We start from the raw sequence: 24,686 nt of genomic DNA, 5'->3' as shown, positions 1-24,686 counted from the left end.
GCGTATCACAAAGAATCTCGTCACCTCGACGAAGGAGAGGTCTCCTGAGAAGAAGAGGATTATATCAAATAAAAAACATTAACCGATGCCATCGGCATCACAGATTTATAACCACATCCATAACAATGATACTTCGACCCCAGCGGGGTCGCATATTTTCTGGTATTACTAAAGAGCAAGGGTGTCCCCCTCGCCGCAGGCGAGGTCTACCCAGTCCCCAATAAAACCAAACCCTACTGCAACTGCAACAACACAACCGCCTTCGCCGGCAGTGTAACCGTTAACACCCCGTTCTTCAATACCCCTTTACTAAAATCTGCCAGCTGCACCGTATTAGGCTTATCAAAAGTATTATGATCGGTAATATTGGGTGCTGTTAATATTTTACCATTCAGTTTTTTACCTTTTAATTTCGATACATCAATCGTAACCGTCTTTGTTTCTGCCACATCAATATTGGCCAGGGTAAAGCTGGTTACCCCATTCTTTTGTGAGGCCGAAGCGCTGATGGTATTCACAGGTTTATTACGTATGGTTACCAGGTCGGGTGTTATGTTAAGCGGCAGGTAAGTAGCATCCTGGTGTACACGGTACAGGTCAAACACATGGTAAGTGGGGGTTAATACCATCTTATCATTATTGGTCAGTATCATGGATTGCAGCACATTCACCACCTGGGCTATATTGGCCATCTGTATGCGGTCGGTATACTTATTAAAAATATTCAGGGTAAGGGCGGCTACCATGGCATCCCGCATGGTGTTCTGCTGAAACAGGTGACCGGGATTGGTGCCTGGCTCGGTATTAAACCAGGTGCCCCATTCATCCACCATCAGGCCTATTCTCTTTTGCTGGTCGTACTTATCCATAATGGCCATATGTTTCAGTAATACCTCTTCTATTTCCAGGGCTTTGCCGATGATCCAGTAATACTCCTCGTTATTAAACTGGGTGGCGGAACCCTTTTTATTCCAGTCGCGGATCGTATAATAATGCAGGGACAGGCCATGCATCCGGTTGCCGATATTCTTCATCAGCACTTCGGTCCAGTTATAATCATAATCGCTGGCGCCGCTGGCTATTTTAAATAACTTGTTGCCGTTATAATTGCGGCAGTAGGTGGCATAACGGCGGTACTGGTCAGCATAAAACTCGGGTCGCATCTCGCCACCGCAGCCCCAGCTTTCATTGCCTACACCAAAATACTTTACTTTCCAGGGTTTATCGCGACCGTTCTGCCGGCGCAGGTTGGCCATAGGGCTTTCGCCGTCCGATGTCATATACTCCACCCATTTAGCCATCTCTTCTACGGTACCGCTGCCTACATTGCCGCTGATATAGGGCTCGGTGCCCAACAGCTCGCAAAGATTTAAAAACTCGTGGGTACCAAAACTGTTATCTTCAATGGTGCCGCCCCAGTTGGTGTTCACCATCTTGGGTCTTTTTTCTTTGGGGCCAATGCCATCCATCCAGTGGTACTCATCGGCAAAGCAGCCGCCGGGCCAGCGCAGGTTAGGTATTTGTAATTTCTTCAGCGCTTCCACTACATCGGTACGGTAACCTTTGTTATTGGGAATGGGGGAATTTTCTCCCACCCAGATGCCGCCGTAAATACAGGTGCCCAGGTGTTCGGCAAAATGCCCGTAAATATGTTTACTGATGGTACGTTGGGCGCTATCCGGGTACACCTGTATATGGATACTCTTCTGTGCGCTGGTAAAATGAGCAATACCCAGGCAGCAAACAATCAACAAGGTTTTGAGGGCAGCAGAGCGATAAAACATCATAGCAATATAGTTAGAGGTAATAAACGGCTAACAATATAAGCCGTATATGTTAAAAATATTAATAGGATATTATCTCTTATTGCTACTATTTAAACTGGCTATAAAAATAGGGCTACCTTTAGCCCCAATTTTATCCAGATAACCCTCACGATATGCCGGCAATTTTTAAAGCGCACCTGCAAAAATTTATTACCCTTACCAATGCTGAGTTTCAAGCCATACTGCCTTACTTTGAAACCATCACGGTAAAGAAAAAAGAAAACCTGCTTACCGAAGGACAAATATGCCGCACCAACTTTTTTGTATTGCAGGGCTGCCTGCGTAAATTCTTCATCAATGAAAAAGGGGTGGAGCAAACCACCGAATTTGCACCCGAAACCTGGTGGATGACCGATAATATGGCTTACGAATTTCAACGGCCAACGGAGTTTTTTATCCAGGCCATCGAAAAATCGGAAGTGCTCACTATACACCATACAGCGCAGCAGGAACTGTTGAAACAGTTCCCCGTAATGGAACGTTATTTCCGTTTTATTTACCAGCGGGCCTATGCGGCGGCGCAAATGCGTATCAAATACCTGTACGGTATGTCCAAAGAAGCGTTTTACCACAACTTTAATGATAAACAACCGGCGTTTGTACAACGCATTCCCCAATACCTGCTGGCCTCCTTCCTGGGTATTACCCCCGAATACCTGAGTGAAATACGAAGTAAAAAGCGTTCTTAAACCAGTTTAAGATTTTTATATAGTACTTAACGGAGTTTTGTGTTATTAAAGCAAGTATAAAAATTACAATATGGAAACAAGATTAAACATCCAGGAATTAGAACCACAGGCTTATAAAGCCATGTATGCATTGGAAGCATTTTTAGCCGGCAGCCAGTTAAGCAAAACGCATAAGGAATTATTAAAAATAAGGGCTTCGCAGATCAACGGTTGTGCTTTTTGTATTGATATGCACACTAAAGATGCGCTGAAGCAGGGCGAGACCACCCAGCGTATTTTTTTACTCAATGCCTGGCGCGAAACCGACCTGTTTACCGAAGAGGAAAAAGTGGTACTGGCCATTGCCGAAGAAATAACCCTCATCCACCAGCATGGTTTATCTGACGAAACCTATGCCAAAGCGCAACAATTTTTTAATGCAAACTATATTGCACAACTCATCATGGCGGTAGCCACCATTAATGCCTGGAACCGTATTGCTATCAGCTCACGTACGGCGGTACCCCTGTAAAATGTTGAACTACGGAGTATCACAAGGTTTTTTATTTGAAACGACCCGTCACCCCGACGCAGGAGGGGGCTCCCGGATAAACAGGAAAACTTTGTTTAAAAGGAGTGAGTGGTGCCACAAAGTATCATAGAGTTTTTTCACCAAGTAACACGGAGTTTATCACTTGAAACAACCCATCACCTCAACGCAGCAGGAGTCTCCCGGATAAACAAAAAGCCATGTTTAAAAAGAGGTAGTGTTGTATCACAGTGTAACACAGAGGCTTTTCACAAAGTAACACGGAGTTCATCATTTGAAAGGGTTCGTCACCCCGACGCAGGAGGGGTCTTCCGGATAAACATAAAACTAATGTCTAAAAAGGAGCAGGCTGGTACCACAGAGTATTACCAAGGTTTTTCACAGCGTAACACGGAGTATTGATCTATGTCAAACAAACCCGCCCGTCTCCCTCGCCGCAGGCGAGGTGTACCTAGTCCCATACAACCAGCAATTAAAAAATAAAAAAGCCGCTACACAACCGTGCAGCGGCTTTGGTGTTCATCAGGTGGTTATGCAACTTTCGGCCCTATCAGTAATAACTCATTCACCAGTATTTCCGATATATACTTCTTCGTGCCATCCTTATCTGTGTAACTGCGGTTAAGCAACTTGCCTTCAATGGCTACTTCCTTGCCTTTGTCCAAATACTTCTCTACACGGTCGGCAATTTTGCCCCAGGCCACCAGGCGGTGCCACTGGGTTTCGGTTACTTTCTCACCCTGAGCATTGCGGTAAATTTCGTTGGTGGCCATGCTGAAAGTGGCTACTTTTTTACCGCCGTCGGTATTTTTCACTTCGGGCTTGCCGCCTAAATGTCCGATCAGCTGAACTTTGTTTTTTAAACTGTACATAATGGTTAAAATTGTGTTGCCAGAGCAACGGTTAATATGTATTTCAACCGGCCGGTTCAACCCCGGCCGACAACACAAAGATGTACTGCGCCAATACCCTGAACCGGAGATTAAATGTTTGTATTCGTTTATAGTCGTGTATAAACGGTTACAATCGGGTAACTTTTTGTATCTTTTTGCTAGTTAACCAATCACCACCTATGCTAACACAATCCACCACCGCTTGCCGGCAGTGCGGCAAAACGGTAAAAGGCCGTACCGACAAACGTTTTTGCGACGATTACTGCCGCAGCGCCTTTAACAACCAGTTAAAAACCCGGCTCAGCAAAACCGTAAAAGCGGTCAATGCCGTCCTGCTGAAGAACCGTAAAATACTGGAAGCTTTTCTGCCACCCGGTGGCGATACCATTAAAACCACCCGCGATAAACTGCTGGGCCAGGGTTTTAGCTTTACCTACCATACGCACAGCTACCTTACCAAAACCGGTAAAAACTATGTGTACTGTTACGAGTATGGTTACTTATCGTTGGATAACAACTGGTTACTGCTGGTTCGCCGGCAGGAAGAGGCTGCCGGTTAAGCACTTAGCCGCCATGCCTGGCCCCATAAGCTTTAACCTAAATACCACATTTGTCCCATGGCCTGCTGTAATAATCTTGTTATTTTTATAACATGAAGTGGTTGGCCCTTATACTAAGCCTGTCTGTTATCGCCATATCCTGCAGCGTAAGCACCAGCCCGCAGCGGGCCACATTCCGGCAGTTGCAAAGCGGTAAACTAAAGGAGGATACCAGTTATGTGTACGCCCTGCCTTTTGCGTCCGGCAAAACCTACCGGGTAATACAGGGCTACTACTCGCGCCTTACGCATAAAGAAAGGGCGGCTATCGATTTTAATATGCAGGTAGGTACCCGCGTTTATGCCGCCCGGGGTGGGGTGGTTACCCGGGTAAAAAAGGATGGCAGCCGGGGCGGACTTAAATCCAAATACCGTTCGGAGGGTAACCTTATTATTATCGATCATGAGGATGGTACCCGTGCCGGCTACTGGCACTTGCAATACAACGGGGCTTTTGTTAACGTGGGCGATACCGTAAAACAGGGCCAGCTCATAGGCCTTAGCGGCAATACGGGGTATACGGCCATGCCGCATTTACACTTCTTGGTATGGCAGCGTACGGCGGAGGGGCGCTGGCAGCAAATAGGCACCCGCTTTAAAACTGCGCAGGGTGATGTATATTTAAGGCCGTATAAACGTTACAAAAACCCCTTTATCAACCCCAATCAACCATAGTGAGCGTACTGTTATTCAGCCTTGCCGATTTTTTTTCCAGCTTTGTTGTTAATATAAAAAACGCCACGCTGTTAGAATATATAGCCGTTATTTCGGGCATTGCCAGTGTATGGCTTAACCAGCGCGAAAATGTATGGGTATACCCTACGGGCCTGATAGGTACGGTTATTTATACCTGGCTCAGCTTTACATACCACCTGCCCGGCGAGGCCGCGGTAAACTTTTACTATACGGTTATGAGCATATATGGCTGGTGGCTCTGGCTTAAAAAAGACGACCGGCAGCAAACCGTACTGCATATTACTTTTAGCAACCGCCGCATGTGGCTATACCAGTTGCTGTTCTTTGGCGTTTGTTACACCGCCATCTTCCTTAGTTTACTGTACTTAAAGCCTTTGTTCTTTGAAGGGGCCATTCCCTGGGCCGATGCCCTGGCCTCGGCCAGCGCCTTTACCGGCATGTGGCTCATGACCCAAAAAAAGGTAGAAAGCTGGTACTGGTGGATCCTTACCGACTTTGTATCCATCCCCCTCTACGGCGTAAAAGGCCTGGCCCTCACCGGTGTGTACTATTTTATACTCTTTATCATGGCTATTGCGGGGCTGCGTGCCTGGCAAAAACGTGCCCGCCAGCAACGGTTTACATTGGTAGATGATTTACTTAAAACAAACTAAATATTACTCATTAACAACAGTTGCAATCTAAAAAACGGATCAGGCCCGTTATAACTGTCGACTTATAACTTACTACTTACAACTTCCTAAACCTCATTACCAAATTTCCAAATCACCAAATTATCTAATTAGCTCTGGGGCTTTCGGCTGCAGTACTACTATCATCACCAGTCCGCCGCCCGTCTGCAATACCCCCGGCTTTAAGGCCGCGGGCATTTCCGCCTAAGCGGCGCAGCCTTTGGGCTGTGGAATATAGCCGGGCTTTTAATCCCTGTAGTTTGTTTATTCTTCTTCCGGAGCATCTTCAATTACCCATTCATCATCCTTAGTTTGTCTATAGGCATTTTGTCCATACTCCAGGGTAAACAGTTCGTTCACGCTGGGATCAAGTTTAACGATACTCTCCAGGCTTACGATCATAGTATTGCCCAGGTCGGGGTTAGCGCTGGGATGAAACTGCCAGTCGCCATCTACGTCATGGTATACATATAAAATGGGGTCTCCGTCAAAAGCTTCCCTTGTAGTAAATACAGCCAGGTTGCGCTTTTCGTAAAACTTAAAATCGGTATTACGGTCCAGCAAAGGTTGTTTCAGTTTCCAGTCGGGGTTAAAACCTTCTTCCCAGGGGAAAAGCTGTTGTTTATCGGGCCATACGAGTTGTTGTACGGGGAAATCAAAATTATTGTAATACCAGCTTGCATAGCCAACATAATGGGGGTAATAATCCTTATCTACTGGCAGCAGTTGTATTGTATAACCTTCTAAAAAACCACTATACAGGGTATTGTCTTGCAATGTCTGCCCTTCTTTTATTAAATCACAGGCATGGTTAATCAGACTGTGCGCTACATTGGTAGGTAGGCCAAAGCAAATAATTTCCGGCTGTCCAAACTTTTCATACAGCCCTATACTGTATACAAAACCGGGTAAATAATCTGACTCCTCAATTAAGATGACGTGGCAACCATATTGAGCTATGTTGTTTACAATCAGCTGCCTGCTTTCGGTGTCATTCATGTAAAGAGCATTAATTTTTGTATATTATTCCAGAATCTTTTTAAAAATACCAATCACCTTTAATGAAAGCAATGTATCACTATCCAGTTCAATAGCTTTATAACCACTATTGCTTGACTCTGGTTTTAATGTAATAGATTCATGCTGCCAACCTTCTTCGGTAATCTTTTTAGTGCTTTGGTATTGTTTTACAGTATAGCCCGAGCCAAAATCTTTATCCTGAATATCAGTACTTTCAGCTAACACAATCTGGCCTTCTCTTGTTCCGCCTTCATAGTACTTAAACAGGCAGTAAGAACCATTTGGAATTTTAAGGTTCATCGATTCTCCTTCTACCTTACATACGAAGTACTTTTCTTTATCTTTTAAATCTTCAGTAAGTTCAATCCATTGCAGGTGTTCATGTTGTTGATTCTCGCTGAAGTTACCGGCAGCAGCATAGATATCCATTAAAGGTACGGCCCGGTTATTAGACCTTGCTTCACTTATTGTCAATACTTTAAGCTTGGGAGTAGACTGATAGGCTGGAATATACTGTTTAAGATACTTACGTAACGCAGGATCACATGCATATACAAATGTGCCACGAATGCCACGATGCATCATGTTTTTATAAATGTTGAGAATGTACCGCTTTAGCTTTTCCGGGTTATTAATCCCGTTTTTTCCATTTTTATCATAATAATGTTTAGGATCAATCTCAATTGATTCTGTAACAGGATTATACCTGATTTCGCGACCAAATATAACGCCACTATAATTGAGATCGTAACCCATAGTTGTGTGTACACAACCAATTTCGTTGCTTGCGGTGGGGCTATGTATCCAATCTTCATCCACATTATTCCATTGAAATTGCAAACCCTCTATTTCAATGTCCATAAGGTGTTTTTTATCTTTTTCCTTACTCACCCAGGGCCAGGCAAAGCCCGCTATCATGCGGCATAACTTGTATTCAGACTCACGCACTACTAATAAATCTTTCATGTCCTGCAGGCGATCAAAAACAAGCAACTCATACTCCTTTACAGCATATTTTTCCTGTTTCAATCTTTTTTGATCCAGTACTTCTTCAACAAACCGTATATAATCTTTACCGCCCATTACCCGCATTTGTGAATGTAGTTCCAGGTTAATGGTACCGGGTTTCTTTATCAGTTCAGTAAAACGCTCTTCATCAATATCGGAGGGTCTTACGGATTGATTAGCGTCATAAAAAAAGATTTGATTATGACTATTCGCTAATATCCAATCCAATTCAGTGCCCTCTTCGCCTAATCCCAGTTTTTCATTAGCGGCCATAAAAGCCCCCATCCAGCTGATATTGCGGTATTGTCTTAATCGATGCGCTTCATCTACTATCAGTAAATCGTATTTGCGACCCAAATTAAAAGTCTCCGTTGGCTTTATCACCATTGTACTGCTTAAGCCTGGTATTTTGCTAAAAACATTTTTTAATGTTTTTCTTAACGATTTCATGGCTACTACCAGGCCAATTGTAGCAGTGGGATATTTTTGCTGGAAAGCCTTTATATATCGTACTTCTTCCAAGGTGTCATTATCTACATCCGTATCATCGTCAAATTTCACATTAGACTTTAACAACTTAACCAGGTAAGTTGCTAATATTGTTTTACCGGTACCGGCGCCACCTTGAACAAAAATTTTATTGCTTTGTCCACTTGTGAGTCCCTTCATTATCTCTAATACAGAAAGGTATTGATCTTCATTAAGGGATTTATAAGGAGAGTATTTAAAAACCTGTGAATTGGCAATTTCTTCTAACGATCTGTCAACAATCTTATGCTGTCTTAATTGTGCCCAAATTTCTTTAAAAATATCCTGGTAATGGGTTTTTTCATAATATTGATGGTTTAATAATCCGTAATTACCATTTTGTAACTCAAAACTGCCTTCTGCCGAAACATATTGTATCAAACTGGATTCTATATCCAATGTGGCCGATTTATTAAACCGCTCACTTCCTATGATAGAGATTTCATTTAGATTATTGCTTTTTTCAGGATTGGCTAAATGGCTTTTAATACGGGCCAGAGCATTGGCCGATTCACCAATATAGCCAATTTTCCTACTACCGTTTTGTATAAAATAAACAACTGGCCATTGGTTAGATACCCAGTGGTTCTGTTCCAATTCTTTTAAACCGTCCCTGTTAAAAGGGTATGGAGTGGAAATGTCAATTAATACCTTGCTCTGGGACGTACTCATAGCTCGTTATATTTCTTCGCAGTGCCTTTGGCTTTATCTACCGGGTACTTTTCACCGTTTTTTTTAATTTTATCTAATACAATCTGCTTAACATCAAATCCATATTTATTGGCCAGTAATAAAGCAAATGCCAGTATATCGGCCAGTTCTTCCTTTACCTTATCTACGTTTGCTTCAGTTGCGCTTTTCCATAGGTATAGTTCCAGTAATTCCCCCGCCTCTACATTAATTGCCAGGGCAAGATCCTTAGGGTTGTGAAACTGGTCCCAATCCCGTTCGTTCCGAAACTGTACCAACTCCTGTATTAACGTTTCTATATCGCTCATAATGTACACTGTATTACAGTGCTAAATTTACTACAATTGCTTAATAATATAGGTAAATACATATATAAATGGGTTATAACGGGCTTCAATGAAGTATAAGTATTTAGGCAAAAGGGGTTATAATTTCTCCCTGTTTATAGAAAAGATTATGTAGTATAACTATAAATGTGTTGTTTAAAAATGCAAAAGCCACAACGTACTACAATTGTTGCGGCCTTGCTTGTTATTTAATGTGTGGTTATATTTTTCGAATATCAACCAGCTTCAACCCCGTCACCTGCTTTATCTCAGATTCATCCATACCCTTAGCCTTTAGTTTTTTGCAATAGTCAAAGCCTTTTCATGCTCAATCCTCTTAGCTTCCATCTTCTGCTTCCATTCCTGTACTTCCAGCTGGTCTTTTTCAATAATACGCCAGGTATCCGAGGCGCGTAGCTGGTCCATAATGCCCAGCTGGTCAAAGGAAATATGGTCGTTTTCGGCTATAATAATATGGTCCAGCACCTGTACATTAATAATTTCGCCCACTTTAATAATACGGTCGGTTAAAGCTTTATCGGCAGTGGAGGGCAGCATTTGCCCGCTGGGGTGGTTATGCACCAGCACCAGCTTTAAGGCCAGTTTGTAAATGGCCATGCGAAAAACATCGGGTGGGTTGGCGCTTACCCGGTTCTGGCGGCCCAGGTCTATCAGTTCAATAAACAGTATTTTATTGGCCTGGTTAAGGCCCACTACCCAAAAATGCTACTGGCTGCGGCCCAGGCGGTTTTCCCGTTTTAGTATTTGCTGCATAATGGCGGCAATACTTTCGGCATTCCTGGCTTCCATTTTCTTTTGTGCTTCGGTTAGTTTTACGTTCATAGGTTAAAATTAAGGAGTAAAACCAAATAGTATATAGTATTACGTTATTCCACAATATATCTGTCACACTCTTTCAGTTTCGGCCAGCTCTAAGGAAAAATATAAGTGCTAAGCTAAAAACAGGATGTTCTTCAGGTTTATAAGGAATATTTTAAACTTTTAAGGCACAAGAATAAAAGTCGTCACAGTCCAGTGCTAATAATTGATCATTATTGTAGTACTGTTTTGCTTCAATTACATATACCTCTTTAAGATTAGTCTTTCCGTTTACCCAATTCAGATAGGGTGTTAAGTGTTTTGCAATTGATAGAGCTTTGGTATTTTCTTTTGGCACTACAATAAAAACTAATTTGCCTTTTTTTTCATTTTGTAAAAAATGAGCGGCTTTCATCATTCCTCCTACATAAGTTTTACGACTGGAAGTATTTTCTGACTCTAAAATGATATATTCATTATTTCTTTTTAGCACGTAGTCTGGTTTATATCCGGGCTCAAGCTCCTGACCATTATAAAGCATTTTAAAATCTTGAAAAGAATGCTGCAAACTTTTAAATAATTTATCGGGAATCATGGTAATGGTTTTTTATGCACGTTATTAGTTTAAGATACGATTATCTTGGCTTTTTCAAGAATACCTCTCCCTCTATACACAAAAAAAGCCCCCCGATTAGACAAACGGGGGGGTAAATCACACATGAGAAAATATATAAAACACTAAAATTGCTTATTTTATTGTGGCAATAATTATGCCTTTACTTTTTTGCTGTGTTTGGTCCAGTCTTTACCATTATCCGATTTTAAAACAATTTTGCTGTCTGCATCTTCAATGGTAATATAATAAGCCAGTCCGTCAGCGTTGTTTACTTCAAACAGGTTGCTTACCCAGTAGTTGCCATAATCGTTACGCAGGCTGCTTTGTAATTTAATAGGCAGGTTTAACAGGGTTACATAACGGGTAGTACCCATCAGCTCGCCATTGTTATTGTAAAAAGCGTAGTAAGAAATATCGTTGTAGTTAAATGATACCTTGCTCACATCGTTGGTAATGGTCCACTGTACATTGGTAGCGTGGTTAAAATCGGCTTTAAAAGCTTCCAGCACACGGCTGTTTACATTGGTTTCGCTGGCTTTGGCGCCAAAGGAAATAATGGTCAGGGCTAATACATAAATAATTTTTTTCATGATCGGTAAGTTTTATAATTAATAATTTGTTTGTGTTTGTGAATGTTTAACGATGCAAAACTATTAAAGGTTACAGCCCGTGTCAAGTAAATTTTGACCAACGGACAGCCATGTTAAACAACCTTAACATAGGCTAATAAAGGCTTTCCACTCATCCTGCATAAAGTCCTTTTATACCACTCCTAACTAAAAACGGACAGTTTTATTAGGAAAAACGGACACTTATTTAGATATTTATCTAAATAACTAATTATAAAAAATATCCATGAACAGTGTTTTTAAAGCGCTGAACGATGCTACCCGGAGAGAGATCCTGGAGTTATTGCAAAGGCAGGACCTTTCCGCCGGCGAAATAGTGGAGCATTTTAATTTATCCTGGCCCAGTGTGTCACATCATTTGGATATTTTAAAGCAGGCCGGCCTGGTAACATCAAAGAAAGAAGGGCAATACGTGTATTATTCTTTAAACACCACCGTGGTTGATGAAATACTGAAGTGGTTGTTACAATTTAAAACCAAAAAGAAGTAATATGAACAAACTGGTAAAACTACTTATCTGGCCGGTGTTTATAGCACCCCTGGTTTACCTGGCCTTTGCCTGGAGCAAACTGCCGGCCACTGTTCCCCTGCATTTTAACTTTAACGGCCAGCCCGACCGCTACGGTAGCAAATACGAATTATTATTGCCCGTAGGCATTATGGTAGTGGTAAGCATCGGCGTATATTATTTATTAAACAACCTGCACCGTATTGATCCTAAAAAAAGCTATACCGAGGAGAACCGTGGCCGTATGCAAAGGCTTGCATTGGGTTTAACCCTGTTTATGTCGGCCCTGGGCTGTTATATTGTACAATCATCCGTGGATGGGATGATCAATATGCCCGGTAATTATATAGTAGCCCTCCTGGGTTTACTTTTTGCCTTCCTGGGTAACTATATGTACACCATCAAGCCTAACTATTTTGCTGGTTTTCGCATGCCATGGACGCTGAATGACAATGAAAACTGGCGGCTCACGCATAAACTGGCAGGCGTGCTCTGGTTTGCCGGTGGTTTATTAATAGCCCTGCTGGCCCTGGTATTACCCGCCAGGTTTGCCATGGGCGCTTTTATAACTGTTACCCTGATCATTACGTTAATACCGGCTGTTTATTCCTACCGCCTTTACGCCAATAAAAAGAAACAGGCTTCATAGTCCAACCATATTGTAAACAATTAAACCCTGGTGACACATGAAAAAATTATTATTAACCACTTTCATCATCCTAACCACCCTTGCTGCGGCCCTGGCCCAAAGCCCTTTTACCGGCACCTGGGCGGGCAAACTGGAAGTAGGCGTATCGCTGCGGCTGGTATTTCATGTAAAAGCGGCCGGTGATGGTACTTATACCGGCACTATGGATAGTCCCGACCAGTCGGCCTTTGGCATACCCTGCGATAAAGTAACCGTAACCGGTAATACCATTGCCGCCACCCTGGCCAATGGGGCCATTAATTATACCGGCACCCTGGAGAATGATACTACCATTAAGGGAACATTTACCCAGGGGCAGTCAGTTCCCCTTACCCTGGTAAAACAAACCAGCCCCGGTACAATAAAAAAGCTGAACCGCCCGCAAACACCAAAACCACCTTTTACCTATACCAGCGAGGATATCAGTTATAGCAATAAAGATAAAAGCATCAGTTACGGCGCTACCATTACCATCCCAACAGGTAAAGGCCCTTTTCCGGCCGCCCTTATTATTTCCGGCAGTGGCGCCCAAACCCGCGATTTTGATTTTGCCGACCATAAGTTTTATGCCGTACTGGCCGATGCGTTGACCAGGGCCGGTTATATCGTACTACGGGTAGATGATCGTGGCACTGGCAAAACCACCGGCAGTTTTGCCAACGCTACCACCAAAGATTTTGCGGATGATGCCAGCGCCGGCATTGATTATTTATTAAGCCGTCCCGAAGTAAATAAAAAGAAACTGGGCCTGATAGGCCATAGCGAAGGGGGTATTGTTGCGCCTATGGTCGCCGCCAACCGTAAGGATATTGATTTTGTAATATTACTGGCCGCACCCGGTGTACCCGTACCCGACCTGATGGTACAACAAAACCGGGCTATATTAAGCCAGCAGGGCATGAACGAACAAAACCTGGAAGCCTACCTGCAATTATACAAAGCCCTGTTACTGGATGGTGTAAACAATGCGAAGTTAGAGGATGCACTCACTGCCGGCAAGAAAAGCATGCAGCAGTGGCTGGCCAAAACCGATCCTGCCATTGTAAGCAGCATGGGGTATAACCAGGCCGAGGCACAGGAAAAAATGGTGAGCAGCCTGGTACAAAGTTTTGCCACCTCCTGGGGTAAATATTTTTTCGGTTACAACCCCGTACCCAACCTGGAAAAGTTACACAGTAAAGTACTGGCATTAAACGGCAGTGCCGATATACAGGTAGACGCTACCGCCAACCTGGCCGCCATACAAAAGGCCCTGGCCAAAAGCAAGGCAAAAAATGTATCGGTAAAAACCATCCCGGGTGTAAACCACCTGTTCCAGACCTGTAAAACCTGTACACTGAATGAATATGGCGAACTGGAAGAAACTTTTTCACCGGTTGCATTAAAAGAAATAATTGATTGGTTAAATAAATCGGTGAAATAGTTAAGCGTAATAAATTTGTATTAAATGGCTCGTTTTGTACGGGCCATTTTTTATTTGATCCTCAATAAGATTCAACCAGCTAAAAAATTTAACCTCATTACAAGCTCCGTCACCTCGACCATCGGGAGAGGTCTCCTCGGTTATAGGGCTTTCATACTGTTTCATGAACCATTTTTGTTCCAGCAATAAAACAAACATGCGACCCCGCCGGGGTCGAAAATTGCTTTTCATGGATGAATCTATTAATATGGGATGCCGCTGGCATCCGTTAATGCCAGTGGGACGATGGCTCCTGTCTCACGAACCATATTATTGTGGACATTTTTGGTATTGGCCTTTCATTTCAATGAATGTTTTATGATCATTACAGATTCATCACCTAGACCATCGGGAGAGGTCTCCTGCAAGAATATGATTTTTATACCATGGTTTGTACCTCACAAACTAATTTGCTCAGCTAATGAAATGAACATGCGACCCCGCTGGGGTCGTAAATATATTATCTGGATGTGTCTATAAATATTTGATGCCGCTGGCATCCATTCATGCCAGTAGGGCGATGGTTCCTGTCTCACGAACCATATTATTGTGACATTTTTGTTATTGGCCTTTCATTTCAATGAATGTATTATGATCGTCACAGGTTCCGTCACCTCGACCATCGGGAGAGGTCTCCTGCACGAATGTGATTTTTATACCATGGTTTGTACCTCACAAACTAATTTGCTCAGCTAATGAAATTAACATGCGACCCCGCTGGGGTCGTAAATATATTATCTGGATGTGTCTATAAATATTTGATGCCGCTGGCATCCGTTCATGCCAGTAGGGCGATGGTTCCTGTCTCACGAACCATATTATTGTGGACATTTTTGGTATTGACATTTCATTACAATGAACGTATTATGATCGTCACAGGTTCCGTCACCTCGGCCATCCGGAGAAATACCCAGCATTAAAACGGCTCCCGAACCCTGTCTTATAATCATAAGAATAAGATTTACCGGGTATTATCTAAATAACACACTAACCACAAAAACAAACAACACACAAAACCAATTTCCATTATCCCATAGGGATAACATATTAATAGCATTCAACAGGAAAACAGGAATTACGACCCCGGCGGGGTCGCATATTTATTAATATCCATAAACAGTTAATAAATCACGATTGTCTACATCACAAAAGCCATCATCTATATATAATACCAACCATTTCCAAAACCATATTCATAATCTCACATCACACTATGAACCATTAACCATGAACTATTAACTCGTCAAAAAACACAACAGGTATGACCGACATCATCCTGAAATCAATCATACCTGTTATGTATTACCAAACAATTAACGTTCCCAGAATGGCGGCGGCTCAATGCCTAAACTGCGCAGGTATACATAACCCTGGCCACGATGGTGTATTTCGTTATCAATATTGTAGAATAATAACCAGTAAACAGGACCTTCCCACATACCAAAAGCTACTTCAATATCCTGGAAACGGCTGGCCTCAATTTTAGGCCACAGGTTATTGATATCCCTGGTGTTTTTATCCCATATTTCCAGTAATGCCGCTTTGGTGGTGGGCTGGTTTTCTTTCTTATAAATATCTATCTCCTCCATCTTTTCCCATTTGCGGTTAATAATACCGTTTAAAGAAGGAACACCCATACCTAACAGTTCAATGGCCATCTGGGCAAAGGGACGCATGCCGCCAATGCTGTAGGTAAATAATTTATCGTCGGGAAAAGCTTCAATTACCCTACGGGTAAGCGAACGGTGGCCTTGCCAGTGTTTTAACAGGTCCTCGGGACTGATTACAAATGATGCAGTACTCATAAAAATTGTTTTTGTTTTATTTGATACATCAAAGTAAAAACCGCTTAGTGACCACCCTGTGTCAGGGGTGTCAAAACTTTTTTAAATTAATCCGTTTTCCTGGTACCAGCGGATGGTATCCTGTAATATCCGGCGGGTAGGGGTGTACTGAATACCCAGCTGACGTTCGCTTTTTTTACCGGAATAATAATTATCCAGTTTCATTAAAAAGGTCATGGTGCGGTTAAAGGTCATGGGCCTGCGGAACAGGGTTTGTATAAGCGAGCCTATATTACCGGCAACACTTAGCGCAAAGCCCGGCACGGGGAGTAATAGTTTTTTATGGCCGGCGGTATCGGTTAACAGGCGGAAGAACTCTTTATAGCTCAGGTTATCACCGGCCAGTAAATAACAGCCGCCATGTTGCGGTAAGCTTAAGCTATTAATAACAGCTTTACATACATCCTGTACATGCACAAAACTTTTACCTCCGGGCGGATACAATAATAGCTTTTTACGCAGACCATATAATACCAGTTGTCCCGAGCTGGGTTGCCAGTCATCCGGACCTAAAATAAATGCCGGGTTAATAATAACAGCGGGCAGTTTATTTCTTTCCACCTGCTCCAATATATATTGCTGCGCCAGGTATTTGGTAATAATATAACCCGATCCGGATTGAAACATGGTAAAACCATTGAGCTCGGTACCGGGATCGCTTTTTTTACCAGGGTTAAAAGCACCGGCCGTACTGATAAATACCAGTTTTTGAATGCCATGCTCCAGGCAGGCTTCGGCTACATACCGGGTGGCCGTGATATTGATCTGTTCATATTGTTCGTAAGTAATACCAAACTGCGATGTAATACTGGCCGCATGCACCACATAAGTACAACCCTCCACTGCTTTGCTTACATCACCGGGCTTATCTATTTGTCCGTAAAAAAAATCAACCGCCAGCCCGGCCAGGTTTTTTATATTGGCATTGGGTCGTACCAGTGCACGCACAGTATAACCCTGCTGTAACAGGCTGCGTACGATATGCGAGCCTAAAAAACCATTGGCCCCGGTTACCAATACCTTGTTATTATTACTCATGCCTGTTATAATTGCTGGATTTCTTTTTTTACGGTTTTAGATATGAGGCCGATCTTGGTTTTGGTAGGCAAAAACCTGGTAAGGTAATAATTGAACCGGTTGAACCTGCCCGGTACAATAATGCTTTTACCTGCCAGGGTTTTATTAATGGCCATATTGGCAATATAATCGGTGGATTTTAAACCCAGCGTTGCTTTAAGTCCCTGTTTGATCAAGCGGCCCGAGGTATCGGAATTGGTCATAATAGGCCCGGGGTATACCACACTTACCTGTACACCCAGTTCTGCCAGTTCGTATTGCAAGCCCAGCGAAAAGGAGGCAATAAAAGCCTTTGATGCCGGGTATACCGTTTTATAGGCTATAGGTGTAAAAGCGGCAATGCTGGCTATATTAATGATATAACTTTTACTGTTGACCGTTAAAGACGGCAAGAGTAATTTGGTCATTAAAGTAGTGCAGCGCACATTCAGCAATAATATTTTATCAATAGCTTCCAGTGAGGAGCTTACAAAGGAAGCGGTGCCGCCAATACCCACATTATTTATTAAAAAATCAACGGCATAGTTAGCGGCAATATCCTGTACCTGGTTTTTTAAAGCCGTTTCGTCGGTAAGATCAAATAAATATACCTGTACATCTACCGGGTAAATGGCCATAATATCATCGGCTATGGCCTGTGCAGGTGAACCCGGCAGGGCGATCATGATCACATTATGCCCCCTTTGCGCACAAGCCAGTACAAAAGCTTTGCCCAGGCCCGAGCTGGCGCCGGTAATAACGGTATATTTTTTTTCCTTGTGCATAAGGTTAAACTGCTGTAAATATCCTACTTATTATTTACAGTTTACGGAGCAGGATGTTAAATATGGCCTGGTGCTAATAAACCCAAACAGGGGCTTAAAACGGGTTGCTATCGCGGTTCTGATTATCTTTGTCTTTAATTATTTAAAACCACATGACACCCCAGCAAATTACCTATCTCGTTTTTGGTATCATACTCGTTTTGGCACTGGTACTGGATCTTGGCCTCTTAAGCAAAAAAAACCAGAAGGTAACCATCAAACAGGCACTGTACCAAACCATTTTTTGGGTGGGCCTGGCACTGGCTTTTTGCGTGTTCCTGTGGTTTGAGGATGGCCGTAAGCCCGCACTGGAATACCTGAGCGCCTACCTGATGGAGTGGAGCCTGAGTGTGGATAATATCTTTGTCTTTATCCTTATTTTCTCCGCCTTTGGCGTAAAGGAGCAAAACTATGGACGGGTACTGCTCATCGGTATTTTAATGGCCATTGTATTCCGTATCATCTTTATTACGGTGGGCGTGGCCCTCGTCGAAAAATTCCATTGGTTACTTTATGTATTTGGTGTGTTCCTGGTATATACGGGTTATAAAATGTTCCAGTCAAAAGAGGAGGATGAGTTCGATCCGCAGCAAAGCCCGGTATATAAATTCATTAAACGTATACTGCCGCTGGTGCCGCACGATGGCAATGGTAAGTTCAGTGTAATAGAAAATGGTAAAAAACACTTTACCACTTTATTTGTGGTGGTGATCATGCTGGCAGCTATCGACCTGGTTTTTGCCCTGGACTCTATTCCCGCGGTAATGGGTATTGTTGATACCAAGACCGAAGGCTACCAGGAAACAGCCCGTTTGGTGATCTATACCTCCAATATTTTTGCGGTACTGGGTTTACGTTCGCTATTCTTCCTGTTACGTGGCGCCGTAAACAAATTCGAATACCTGCCCAAGGGCATTGCCATTGTACTGGTATTTATTGGTATAAAAATGCTGACGGAACATTGGTTAAGCATGGTTATGAGTAAAAACCAGCAGGTGTTTTTATCACTGGGTGTGATACTGGCCTGTATTGCGGGTTCTATATTTTACTCTATGAGTAAATCAAAAACCGCTGAAAACGCGGAACAGCACTAGTAAATCTTAGATCTCAGATCTGAGATTTAAGATCTGGCATTACCAAATTTCCAAATCATCTCATTATCTGATTAAAACCATGTCTTCTTTAACCATCACCACCATACAAACCGGCTTACACTGGGAAAATAAAACGGCTAATCTGCAGATGCTGACCGAAAAGATCAACAGCATCAGCAACTACACCGAGGTGGTAGTATTGCCCGAAATGTTCAATACGGGTTTTAGTATGCAGCCCATAAAGCTGGCTGAAACCATGGACGGCCCGGCGGTTGAATGGATGAAAACCACGGCAGCGGCTAAAAAAGTGGTACTCACGGGTAGTTTAATGATAGCAGAAGAAGGTCATTATTATAACCGCCTTATCTGGATGTTACCCAATGGCCAGTATGGTTTTTACAATAAACGCCACCTGTTTGCCTTTGGCCAGGAGGATCAGCATTTTAGTGCCGGTGATAAGCGCCTGATCACCTCGGTAAAAGGCTGGCGTATCAATGTACAGGTTTGTTATGACCTGCGTTTCCCGGTATGGGCACGTCAGCATATTACCCATGACAATAACAACCAGTCTAATCCTGAATACGATCTTTTATTATACGTGGCCAACTGGCCCGAACGCCGCAACCACGCCTGGAAAACCCTGTTACAGGCACGTGCCATCGAGAACCAGAGTTTTGTGGTAGGCGTGAACCGGGTAGGCAATGATGGCAATAATATTTACCATAGCGGGGACAGCATGATCATTGATCCTATGGGCGGTGTGTTATATCACAAGGAGCACACAGAAGATATCTTTACCATAACCCTCAATAAAGACACCCTCACTGAAGCCCGTTCTAAATTCCCTTTCTGGAAAGATGCGGATGAGTTTATGTTGCTGAAGGATCATTAAGGTTACGTCATGCCGAGCTGAGGAGGCATCTCCGGTTGTAAGGTTATACTATGTTTTGACGAGACCGTTCCCTTTGGTCGAGGTGACGGAGCTTGTAATGATCATAAAACATCGTTGAAATTAAATATCCATAACAATATGGTTCGTGAGACACGAACCAAGGCCCCAGACGACAAACATGAACGGATGCCAGCGGCACCCCATATTTATAGACATATCCATGAAAAGTAATTTCCGACCCCAGCGGGGTCGCATATTTGTTTTATTGATGAATAAAATGGTTCATGCGACAAGGTGCGAAAACCATATTGACACAGGAGATCTCTCCCTTTGGTCGAGGTGACGGAGCTTGTAATGATCATAAAACGTGGTTGAAATTAAATATCCATAACAATATGGTTCGTGAAACGCGAACCAAGGCCCCAGACGACAAACATGAACGGATGCCAGCGGCACCCCATATTTATAGACATATCCATGAAAAGTAATTTCCGACCCCAGCGGGGTCGCATATTTGTTTTATTGATCGAATAAAATGGTTCATGCGACAAGGTGCGAAAACCATATTGACACAGGAGATCTCTCCCTTTGGCCGAGGTGACGGAGCTTGTAATGATCATAAAACGTGGTTGAAATTAAATATCCATAACAATATGGTTCGTGAAACGCGAACCAAGGCCCCGGCCCGACAAACATGAGCGGATGCCATCGGCATCCAAGATTTATAGATCCATTCATGTAAATAAATTTTCGACCCCAGCGGGGTCGCATGTTTGTTTTATTGATCGAATAAAATGGTTCATGTGACAGGGCGAGAAACCCATTTTGATACAGGAGACCTCTCCCTTTGGTCGCGGTGATGGTTAACACAAAAGCCGTGGTTCGTTTCTCACGAACCATCCATATTACGTTATTACAGTATCAGGAGGCATCTCCTCCTTTTGAGGTCAGCCTATATTTTTATCATAATCAACTTTTAGCCGCTTCTTTTTTTCTCAAAAGACCGGAGAGTAAAACAACAGCATATGCAAACATTAACCAGGAGGCAAAAGTTTTACTATAGATTTCAGGCATATTGGGAAATGTTTTTTCAAAAAACTGAATACATAGTGTATCCAGTAACATTCCTGGTAAGACCATAATGGCTGCAGATTTTATGCTTTCAAGATTGTTTAACTTAAATTTATTAAAGACCGTGGTGGAAAGAATACCTAACGCGGGTATCAGCAGGATATATAAAAAGACCATTACCAAAGCATTGTCAACAATAAAAAAATATTGCCCCGCCATCCGGAATAATATAGTAGCTGACAACCATACCAAAAAGCCAACAATAAAACTAACCAGCGGGTAATTCTCCTTACGCATTTTCATTATTTATAATAAATCGTTCACTATAATTTACACCTGAGTCCTTGGGCTCAAAGCTACTCATTGCAGGAGATAAAAAGTAAAAAAGCATTTCTTGGTGAGTTGTTTTTTATAAAGGAATGCTTCACGAATCGTAAACCATGAATACGTTAGGTCATAGCGATATTTGAAGACATTTCCTGCCTGTAGAATTATTTTGTGCTTTAATGAGACCTCTCCCTTTGATCGAAGTGACGAAGCACTATTGGGCAATGGGCCGAGCCTTGGTTCGTGTCTCACGAACCATCTTTAAACTTTGGTCAGACACAATCATTGCTAAGAAGTTATGCAACAATATTTGCCGTTTAATATACGACCCCGCTGGGGTCGAAAGATTATGTACGTTAAGTTTATTATTAATCTTAGATGCCTCTGGCATCTGTTTAATTTACCAGGCCAATTCCGGTCTTGATTCCCGGCAAACCTTAACTATTGAACTCCTGGAACATTGAACCTTTTGAACCTCTCCTGTTGGTCGTGTTGACTGACTCCTGTAATAGTGACAAACCCCGGTAACCGCCATGTCTCAACTATTGAACTCCTGGAACATTGAACCTTTGAACCTTTCCTGTTGGTCGGGGTGACTAACTCCTATAATAATGACAAACCCGGTAACCGCCATATCTCAACTTTTGAACTTTTGGAACATTGAACTTTTTGAACTTTCATGACCCATGAACGATCAACTATGAACTACTCCCTACTTCTTCTCCCGCTGATGTATCAGCCTTAACGCCGCTTCCAGCTTATAATCGCTGCCGCGTTTAATGGCTTTGGAGCTGGGGCCAACATACACTTCGGGTTGCACCCCATGGCCGTCATGCGGAATATTTTTATCAATTACCAGGCGGAAGCGGGGTAAACGGAACCGTACTTTGGTATTGGGCAGGGTAACATCGGGTATCAGCCAGGCCGTATTGCCATAGGCTCCGCCGCCTGTTTCTTCGCCAATAATAGTAACGTTATCCTGTGGTTTTACTGTGCCGGCAAATAAGGTGGTGGCGGAGAAGGAATAACCGCCGGTAAGCACATATACCTGGCCATCAAAATGATATTTTTTAATGGGCTTGTTCTTATGTTTTTCAAAATACCGGAAATGGTACTGACCGTTTTTTTTACGGGCATAAAACAACATAAAGACCTTATTGGGAAAATAATTTTCAATATACCGGCCATACTTGTTTTTACGGGTAATGGCGTACAGGGAGTCAGCTATTACAAAAGGTTTATCGGCAATATAACGGGTAAGGGTAGTGGAATTGTTTACATTACCACCGCCATTGGTCCTTACATCAATAATTAAATTAGTAATCCCTTGTTTGTGCAATGTTTTAAATGATCTTTTAAAAAACCTCTTCAGGCCATGACCCTTGCTGAAAGTGTTGACTTCCATCACGGCCGTTTTACTCAGCGTATCTATCTTTAATACCCGCATACGATTCAGGCGTACGGTTTTATCAGGTGCAGGCTTCGGTGCAGGAGTAGCCCTTCGGGTACTGCTGTCGCGGGTTGCAGGCCGGCGCAAGGAAGAGTCTTTACGAGGATAGAACAAGGGTAGCATATACTCCTTGCTGTTGCCCAGGCTGTCAATATACTGTACCTGGTAATAAGGGGCAAAGCCGTACAACATGGTGTACAGGCTGCCAAATGTACCACGGCCACTTAATATCTGGGCTTTATGCGTGGCATTATAACCATCAGTGGATATATAGTTGAAAAGGGTATCGGTAAGCTGTTTTACGCTTTTACCATCGAGTGCTGTAATAACAGTACCTCGTTTCAGTACCGAATCGTTACGGTGCAGGTTCTCAGCCACCACCATACTATCGCCCCATATTTTTACTGCCAGCGGAAAAGTTCTTTCTGCTTTCAGGGTATCTGTATACCGGCTATACTTTTTAGAGGGCCTTACGGTAGTATGACCGCAGTTGATCTTGGCGGTTACATACATCAGTATCTTCCTGAAATCCGCCTCGGTCAATGAGTCATTAATTTGCTGACGGCCTTTGTCAAAATAATAATCCATGCTGTCTTTAGGCGTATACCAGTATAAACTGGGATGCGCTTCTTCCAGGGTTTCGCGGTACACCGCATAATCTTTTTGTAACTGCTCGGGCGAATATTTCTTTTGCGGGTTATAGGAGACTTTATTAACGGCACAGCCTGTTAATGCCCATAGGGCACCCAGGAGTACAGCTATTTTTGTATTTGTATTAAGCACCGGTGGCGTTTACGGCGAAAGATACCTATTATTTTAACGGGTTCCAACCCTGTGCGGTAATAGCATGTTTGCCGCCGCCCTTGGTAATAATATGACTGCCCTGTTCCGGCTCGGTCATGTAACCTATCACGCTGATCTGTTCGTTCAGTACAATTTTATCATAATCCGACTGCGACAGGGTGAACAACAGTTCATAATCCTCGCCACCGCTGAGGGCACAGGCAGTAGGGTCTATTTCAAACTTAAAGGCAGCCGTTTTCATGGCTTCCTCTACCGGCAGTTTATCCTCGTACACCACGCAGCCCAGGTTACTGTTCTTGCAAATATGTAAGATCTCGGAACTGAGTCCGTCGCTGATATCCATCATGCTGGTAGGCAGGATCTCTTTTTCAGTAAAAAAATCAACAATATCCTTTCGTGCTTCAGGTTTTAATAAACGGCCTATTACATAGGTTTCATTCTCCAGGTCGGGCTGTACACCGGGGCTTTCCATGAAAATGCGTTTCTCCCGCTCCAGGAACAAGAGGCCCACATAGGCTGCACCCAGGTCGCCGCTTACGCAAAGCAGGTCGCCTTTTTGGGCGGTACTGCGTTTTACAAATTTATCAGGGCTTACTTCACCTATGGCTGTTACCGATATCACAAAACCTCTTTGCGAAGTAGTGGTATCACCGCCGATCAGGTCCACCTGGTAACGGTTACAAGCCGCATACACACCTTCATAAAACTCATCCAGGGCTTCCAGGCTAAAACGGTTGCTGATGCCCAGGCTCATGGTGATCTGGGTAGGTACCGCATTCATCGCGTAAATATCGCTCAGGTTAACAATCACCGATTTGTAACCCAGGTGTTTCAGCGGGGTATAAGCAAGGTCAAAATGCACGCCTTCCAGCAGCAGATCGGTACTCACCACGGTCTGTTTGCCAAAATGATCTATCACAGCGCCATCATCACCCACACCCAGAATGGTGGAAGCATTATGTATCTCAACGTTCTTGGTCAGGTGGTCAATTAATCCAAACTCGCCCAGGGACGATATTTCCGTTCTTGCTTGTTCGCTCATGGTATAAATTAAGGTGCAAAATTACAGCTTATTTCTTGTTTACCGGCTGTATAGCCCTGATTGATCGTTCTATTTGCGCCTGCCCC

General features: G+C 43.1%; 24 protein-coding genes. 10 read left to right on the top strand and 14 right to left on the bottom strand.

What is annotated here, in order from left to right:
- Positions 1-233 precede the first annotated feature (233 nt).
- On the bottom strand, positions 234-1,787 hold the full coding sequence (locus tag ACFS6H_RS03440) for an alpha-N-arabinofuranosidase (protein ID WP_386095243.1): 1,554 nt from the start codon (positions 1,785-1,787) through the stop codon (positions 234-236).
- Between the two features lie 152 nt (positions 1,788-1,939).
- On the opposite strand from ACFS6H_RS03440, the gene ACFS6H_RS03435 reads away from it, so the two are divergent.
- Positions 1,940-2,515: a Crp/Fnr family transcriptional regulator gene (locus tag ACFS6H_RS03435; RefSeq protein ID WP_386095241.1), complete on the top strand. Its 576-nt coding sequence runs from the start codon at positions 1,940-1,942 to the stop codon at positions 2,513-2,515.
- Between the two features lie 70 nt (positions 2,516-2,585).
- Positions 2,586-3,026, top strand: coding sequence for a carboxymuconolactone decarboxylase family protein (locus tag ACFS6H_RS03430; protein ID WP_386095239.1), 441 nt, complete (start codon positions 2,586-2,588; stop codon positions 3,024-3,026).
- 548 nt (positions 3,027-3,574) lie between these two features.
- Here ACFS6H_RS03430 and ACFS6H_RS03425 read toward each other — a convergent pair.
- Complete coding sequence (locus ACFS6H_RS03425; RefSeq protein ID WP_386095237.1) at positions 3,575-3,916, bottom strand: single-stranded DNA-binding protein; 342 nt, start codon at positions 3,914-3,916, stop codon at positions 3,575-3,577.
- Positions 3,917-4,116: 200 nt separating this feature from the next.
- Here ACFS6H_RS03425 and ACFS6H_RS03420 point away from each other — a divergent pair, with 200 nt between their 5' ends.
- The 3 genes from ACFS6H_RS03420 to pnuC all read left to right on the top strand — a co-directional run bounded on the left by ACFS6H_RS03420 (position 4,117) and on the right by pnuC (position 5,884).
- Positions 4,117-4,497 carry a hypothetical protein gene (locus ACFS6H_RS03420; protein ID WP_386095235.1) on the top strand — a complete coding sequence of 127 codons (381 nt, stop codon included), beginning with the start codon at positions 4,117-4,119 and terminating at the stop codon, positions 4,495-4,497.
- A 92-nt stretch (positions 4,498-4,589) separates the two neighbouring features.
- Positions 4,590-5,210, top strand: coding sequence for a M23 family metallopeptidase (locus tag ACFS6H_RS03415; RefSeq protein ID WP_386095233.1), 621 nt, complete (start codon positions 4,590-4,592; stop codon positions 5,208-5,210).
- Positions 5,210-5,884, top strand: coding sequence for a nicotinamide riboside transporter PnuC (pnuC, locus tag ACFS6H_RS03410; protein ID WP_386095231.1), 675 nt, complete (start codon positions 5,210-5,212; stop codon positions 5,882-5,884). The genes ACFS6H_RS03415 and pnuC overlap by 1 nt, the downstream gene beginning before the upstream one ends.
- Positions 5,885-6,166: 282 nt before the next feature.
- On the opposite strand, the gene ACFS6H_RS03405 is transcribed toward pnuC, so the two are convergent.
- The 6 genes from ACFS6H_RS03405 to ACFS6H_RS03380 all read right to left on the bottom strand — a co-directional run bounded on the left by ACFS6H_RS03405 (position 6,167) and on the right by ACFS6H_RS03380 (position 11,499).
- Positions 6,167-6,901, bottom strand: a complete 735-nt coding sequence (locus ACFS6H_RS03405) for a DUF4262 domain-containing protein (RefSeq protein WP_386095229.1) — start codon at positions 6,899-6,901, stop codon at positions 6,167-6,169.
- A gap of 24 nt (positions 6,902-6,925) precedes the next feature.
- Positions 6,926-9,130: a DNA/RNA helicase domain-containing protein gene (locus ACFS6H_RS03400; RefSeq protein WP_386095227.1), complete on the bottom strand. Its 2,205-nt coding sequence runs from the start codon at positions 9,128-9,130 to the stop codon at positions 6,926-6,928.
- The gene (locus ACFS6H_RS03395; protein ID WP_386095225.1) at positions 9,127-9,456 is read right to left on the bottom strand and encodes a nucleotide pyrophosphohydrolase; all 330 of its coding nucleotides are present in this window, start codon (positions 9,454-9,456) and stop codon (positions 9,127-9,129) included. The genes ACFS6H_RS03400 and ACFS6H_RS03395 overlap by 4 nt, the downstream gene beginning before the upstream one ends.
- Positions 9,457-9,768: 312 nt before the next feature.
- Complete coding sequence (locus tag ACFS6H_RS03390; RefSeq protein WP_386095223.1) at positions 9,769-10,188, bottom strand: JAB domain-containing protein; 420 nt, start codon at positions 10,186-10,188, stop codon at positions 9,769-9,771.
- A 280-nt stretch (positions 10,189-10,468) separates the two neighbouring features.
- Positions 10,469-10,888 (bottom strand): hypothetical protein, encoded by a 420-nt coding sequence (locus tag ACFS6H_RS03385; RefSeq protein ID WP_386095221.1) that lies wholly within the window; start codon positions 10,886-10,888, stop codon positions 10,469-10,471.
- A gap of 173 nt (positions 10,889-11,061) precedes the next feature.
- Positions 11,062-11,499, bottom strand: a complete 438-nt coding sequence (locus ACFS6H_RS03380; protein WP_386095219.1) for a hypothetical protein — start codon at positions 11,497-11,499, stop codon at positions 11,062-11,064.
- Positions 11,500-11,764: 265 nt separating this feature from the next.
- Here ACFS6H_RS03380 and ACFS6H_RS03375 point away from each other — a divergent pair, with 265 nt between their 5' ends.
- From ACFS6H_RS03375 to ACFS6H_RS03365, 3 genes are read left to right on the top strand one after another with little or no spacing between them, the layout of a single operon-like run.
- Positions 11,765-12,028: an autorepressor SdpR family transcription factor gene (locus tag ACFS6H_RS03375; protein ID WP_386095217.1), complete on the top strand. Its 264-nt coding sequence runs from the start codon at positions 11,765-11,767 to the stop codon at positions 12,026-12,028.
- A gap of 1 nt (position 12,029) precedes the next feature.
- On the top strand, positions 12,030-12,695 hold the full coding sequence (locus ACFS6H_RS03370; protein WP_386095215.1) for an SdpI family protein: 666 nt from the start codon (positions 12,030-12,032) through the stop codon (positions 12,693-12,695).
- Between the two features lie 37 nt (positions 12,696-12,732).
- Complete coding sequence (locus ACFS6H_RS03365; protein ID WP_386095214.1) at positions 12,733-14,157, top strand: alpha/beta hydrolase family protein; 1,425 nt, start codon at positions 12,733-12,735, stop codon at positions 14,155-14,157.
- A 1,352-nt stretch (positions 14,158-15,509) separates the two neighbouring features.
- Here the strand turns inward: ACFS6H_RS03365 and ACFS6H_RS03360 are convergent.
- The 3 genes from ACFS6H_RS03360 to ACFS6H_RS03350 form a co-directional block, all read right to left on the bottom strand.
- Positions 15,510-16,001, bottom strand: coding sequence for a DinB family protein (locus tag ACFS6H_RS03360; RefSeq protein ID WP_386095212.1), 492 nt, complete (start codon positions 15,999-16,001; stop codon positions 15,510-15,512).
- Positions 16,002-16,082: 81 nt separating this feature from the next.
- Positions 16,083-17,078 (bottom strand): NAD-dependent epimerase/dehydratase family protein, encoded by a 996-nt coding sequence (locus ACFS6H_RS03355; RefSeq protein ID WP_386095210.1) that lies wholly within the window; start codon positions 17,076-17,078, stop codon positions 16,083-16,085.
- A gap of 5 nt (positions 17,079-17,083) precedes the next feature.
- The gene (locus ACFS6H_RS03350; protein WP_386095208.1) at positions 17,084-17,881 is read right to left on the bottom strand and encodes an SDR family NAD(P)-dependent oxidoreductase; all 798 of its coding nucleotides are present in this window, start codon (positions 17,879-17,881) and stop codon (positions 17,084-17,086) included.
- 152 nt (positions 17,882-18,033) lie between these two features.
- Here ACFS6H_RS03350 and ACFS6H_RS03345 point away from each other — a divergent pair, with 152 nt between their 5' ends.
- Both ACFS6H_RS03345 and ACFS6H_RS03340 read left to right on the top strand, forming a co-directional pair.
- Positions 18,034-19,014 carry a TerC/Alx family metal homeostasis membrane protein gene (locus ACFS6H_RS03345; RefSeq protein ID WP_386095206.1) on the top strand — a complete coding sequence of 327 codons (981 nt, stop codon included), beginning with the start codon at positions 18,034-18,036 and terminating at the stop codon, positions 19,012-19,014.
- 79 nt (positions 19,015-19,093) lie between these two features.
- On the top strand, positions 19,094-19,906 hold the full coding sequence (locus ACFS6H_RS03340; RefSeq protein ID WP_386095204.1) for an amidohydrolase: 813 nt from the start codon (positions 19,094-19,096) through the stop codon (positions 19,904-19,906).
- A 969-nt stretch (positions 19,907-20,875) separates the two neighbouring features.
- Here ACFS6H_RS03340 and ACFS6H_RS03335 read toward each other — a convergent pair.
- From ACFS6H_RS03335 to thiL, 3 genes are all read right to left on the bottom strand, one after another.
- On the bottom strand, positions 20,876-21,280 hold the full coding sequence (locus tag ACFS6H_RS03335; RefSeq protein WP_386095202.1) for a DUF5367 domain-containing protein: 405 nt from the start codon (positions 21,278-21,280) through the stop codon (positions 20,876-20,878).
- A gap of 736 nt (positions 21,281-22,016) precedes the next feature.
- Positions 22,017-23,537, bottom strand: a complete 1,521-nt coding sequence (locus ACFS6H_RS03330; protein WP_386095200.1) for a S41 family peptidase — start codon at positions 23,535-23,537, stop codon at positions 22,017-22,019.
- 28 nt (positions 23,538-23,565) lie between these two features.
- Positions 23,566-24,600 (bottom strand): thiamine-phosphate kinase, encoded by a 1,035-nt coding sequence (thiL, locus tag ACFS6H_RS03325; RefSeq protein ID WP_386095198.1) that lies wholly within the window; start codon positions 24,598-24,600, stop codon positions 23,566-23,568.
- Between the last annotated feature and the right edge of the window lie 86 nt (positions 24,601-24,686).

The sequence above is a fragment of the Terrimonas rubra genome, from assembly GCF_042686025.1.
GTDB lineage: Bacteria > Bacteroidota > Bacteroidia > Chitinophagales > Chitinophagaceae > Terrimonas > Terrimonas rubra.
The sequence above is the reverse complement of the archived record's forward strand: the minus strand, read 5'-3'. Positions and strand labels throughout refer to the sequence as shown.

Bases quoted from the DNA above. Each gene is read 5' to 3' on its own strand.
- ACFS6H_RS03440 (WP_386095243.1), bottom strand. From the start codon at position 1,787: ATGATGTTTTATCGCTCTGCTGCCCTCAAAACCTTGTTGATTGTTTGC.
- ACFS6H_RS03435 (WP_386095241.1), top strand. From the start codon at position 1,940: ATGCCGGCAATTTTTAAAGCGCACCTGCAAAAATTTATTACCCTTACC.
- ACFS6H_RS03430 (WP_386095239.1), top strand. From the start codon at position 2,586: ATGGAAACAAGATTAAACATCCAGGAATTAGAACCACAGGCTTATAAA.
- ACFS6H_RS03425 (WP_386095237.1), bottom strand. From the start codon at position 3,916: ATGTACAGTTTAAAAAACAAAGTTCAGCTGATCGGACATTTAGGCGGC.
- ACFS6H_RS03420 (WP_386095235.1), top strand. From the start codon at position 4,117: ATGCTAACACAATCCACCACCGCTTGCCGGCAGTGCGGCAAAACGGTA.
- ACFS6H_RS03415 (WP_386095233.1), top strand. From the start codon at position 4,590: ATGAAGTGGTTGGCCCTTATACTAAGCCTGTCTGTTATCGCCATATCC.
- ACFS6H_RS03405 (WP_386095229.1), bottom strand. From the start codon at position 6,901: ATGAATGACACCGAAAGCAGGCAGCTGATTGTAAACAACATAGCTCAA.
- ACFS6H_RS03400 (WP_386095227.1), bottom strand. From the start codon at position 9,130: ATGAGTACGTCCCAGAGCAAGGTATTAATTGACATTTCCACTCCATAC.
- ACFS6H_RS03395 (WP_386095225.1), bottom strand. From the start codon at position 9,456: ATGAGCGATATAGAAACGTTAATACAGGAGTTGGTACAGTTTCGGAAC.
- ACFS6H_RS03385 (WP_386095221.1), bottom strand. From the start codon at position 10,888: ATGATTCCCGATAAATTATTTAAAAGTTTGCAGCATTCTTTTCAAGAT.
- ACFS6H_RS03380 (WP_386095219.1), bottom strand. From the start codon at position 11,499: ATGAAAAAAATTATTTATGTATTAGCCCTGACCATTATTTCCTTTGGC.
- ACFS6H_RS03375 (WP_386095217.1), top strand. From the start codon at position 11,765: ATGAACAGTGTTTTTAAAGCGCTGAACGATGCTACCCGGAGAGAGATC.
- ACFS6H_RS03370 (WP_386095215.1), top strand. From the start codon at position 12,030: ATGAACAAACTGGTAAAACTACTTATCTGGCCGGTGTTTATAGCACCC.
- ACFS6H_RS03365 (WP_386095214.1), top strand. From the start codon at position 12,733: ATGAAAAAATTATTATTAACCACTTTCATCATCCTAACCACCCTTGCT.
- ACFS6H_RS03360 (WP_386095212.1), bottom strand. From the start codon at position 16,001: ATGAGTACTGCATCATTTGTAATCAGTCCCGAGGACCTGTTAAAACAC.
- ACFS6H_RS03355 (WP_386095210.1), bottom strand. From the start codon at position 17,078: ATGAGTAATAATAACAAGGTATTGGTAACCGGGGCCAATGGTTTTTTA.
- ACFS6H_RS03350 (WP_386095208.1), bottom strand. From the start codon at position 17,881: ATGCACAAGGAAAAAAAATATACCGTTATTACCGGCGCCAGCTCGGGC.
- ACFS6H_RS03345 (WP_386095206.1), top strand. From the start codon at position 18,034: ATGACACCCCAGCAAATTACCTATCTCGTTTTTGGTATCATACTCGTT.
- ACFS6H_RS03340 (WP_386095204.1), top strand. From the start codon at position 19,094: ATGTCTTCTTTAACCATCACCACCATACAAACCGGCTTACACTGGGAA.
- ACFS6H_RS03335 (WP_386095202.1), bottom strand. From the start codon at position 21,280: ATGAAAATGCGTAAGGAGAATTACCCGCTGGTTAGTTTTATTGTTGGC.
- thiL (WP_386095198.1), bottom strand. From the start codon at position 24,600: ATGAGCGAACAAGCAAGAACGGAAATATCGTCCCTGGGCGAGTTTGGA.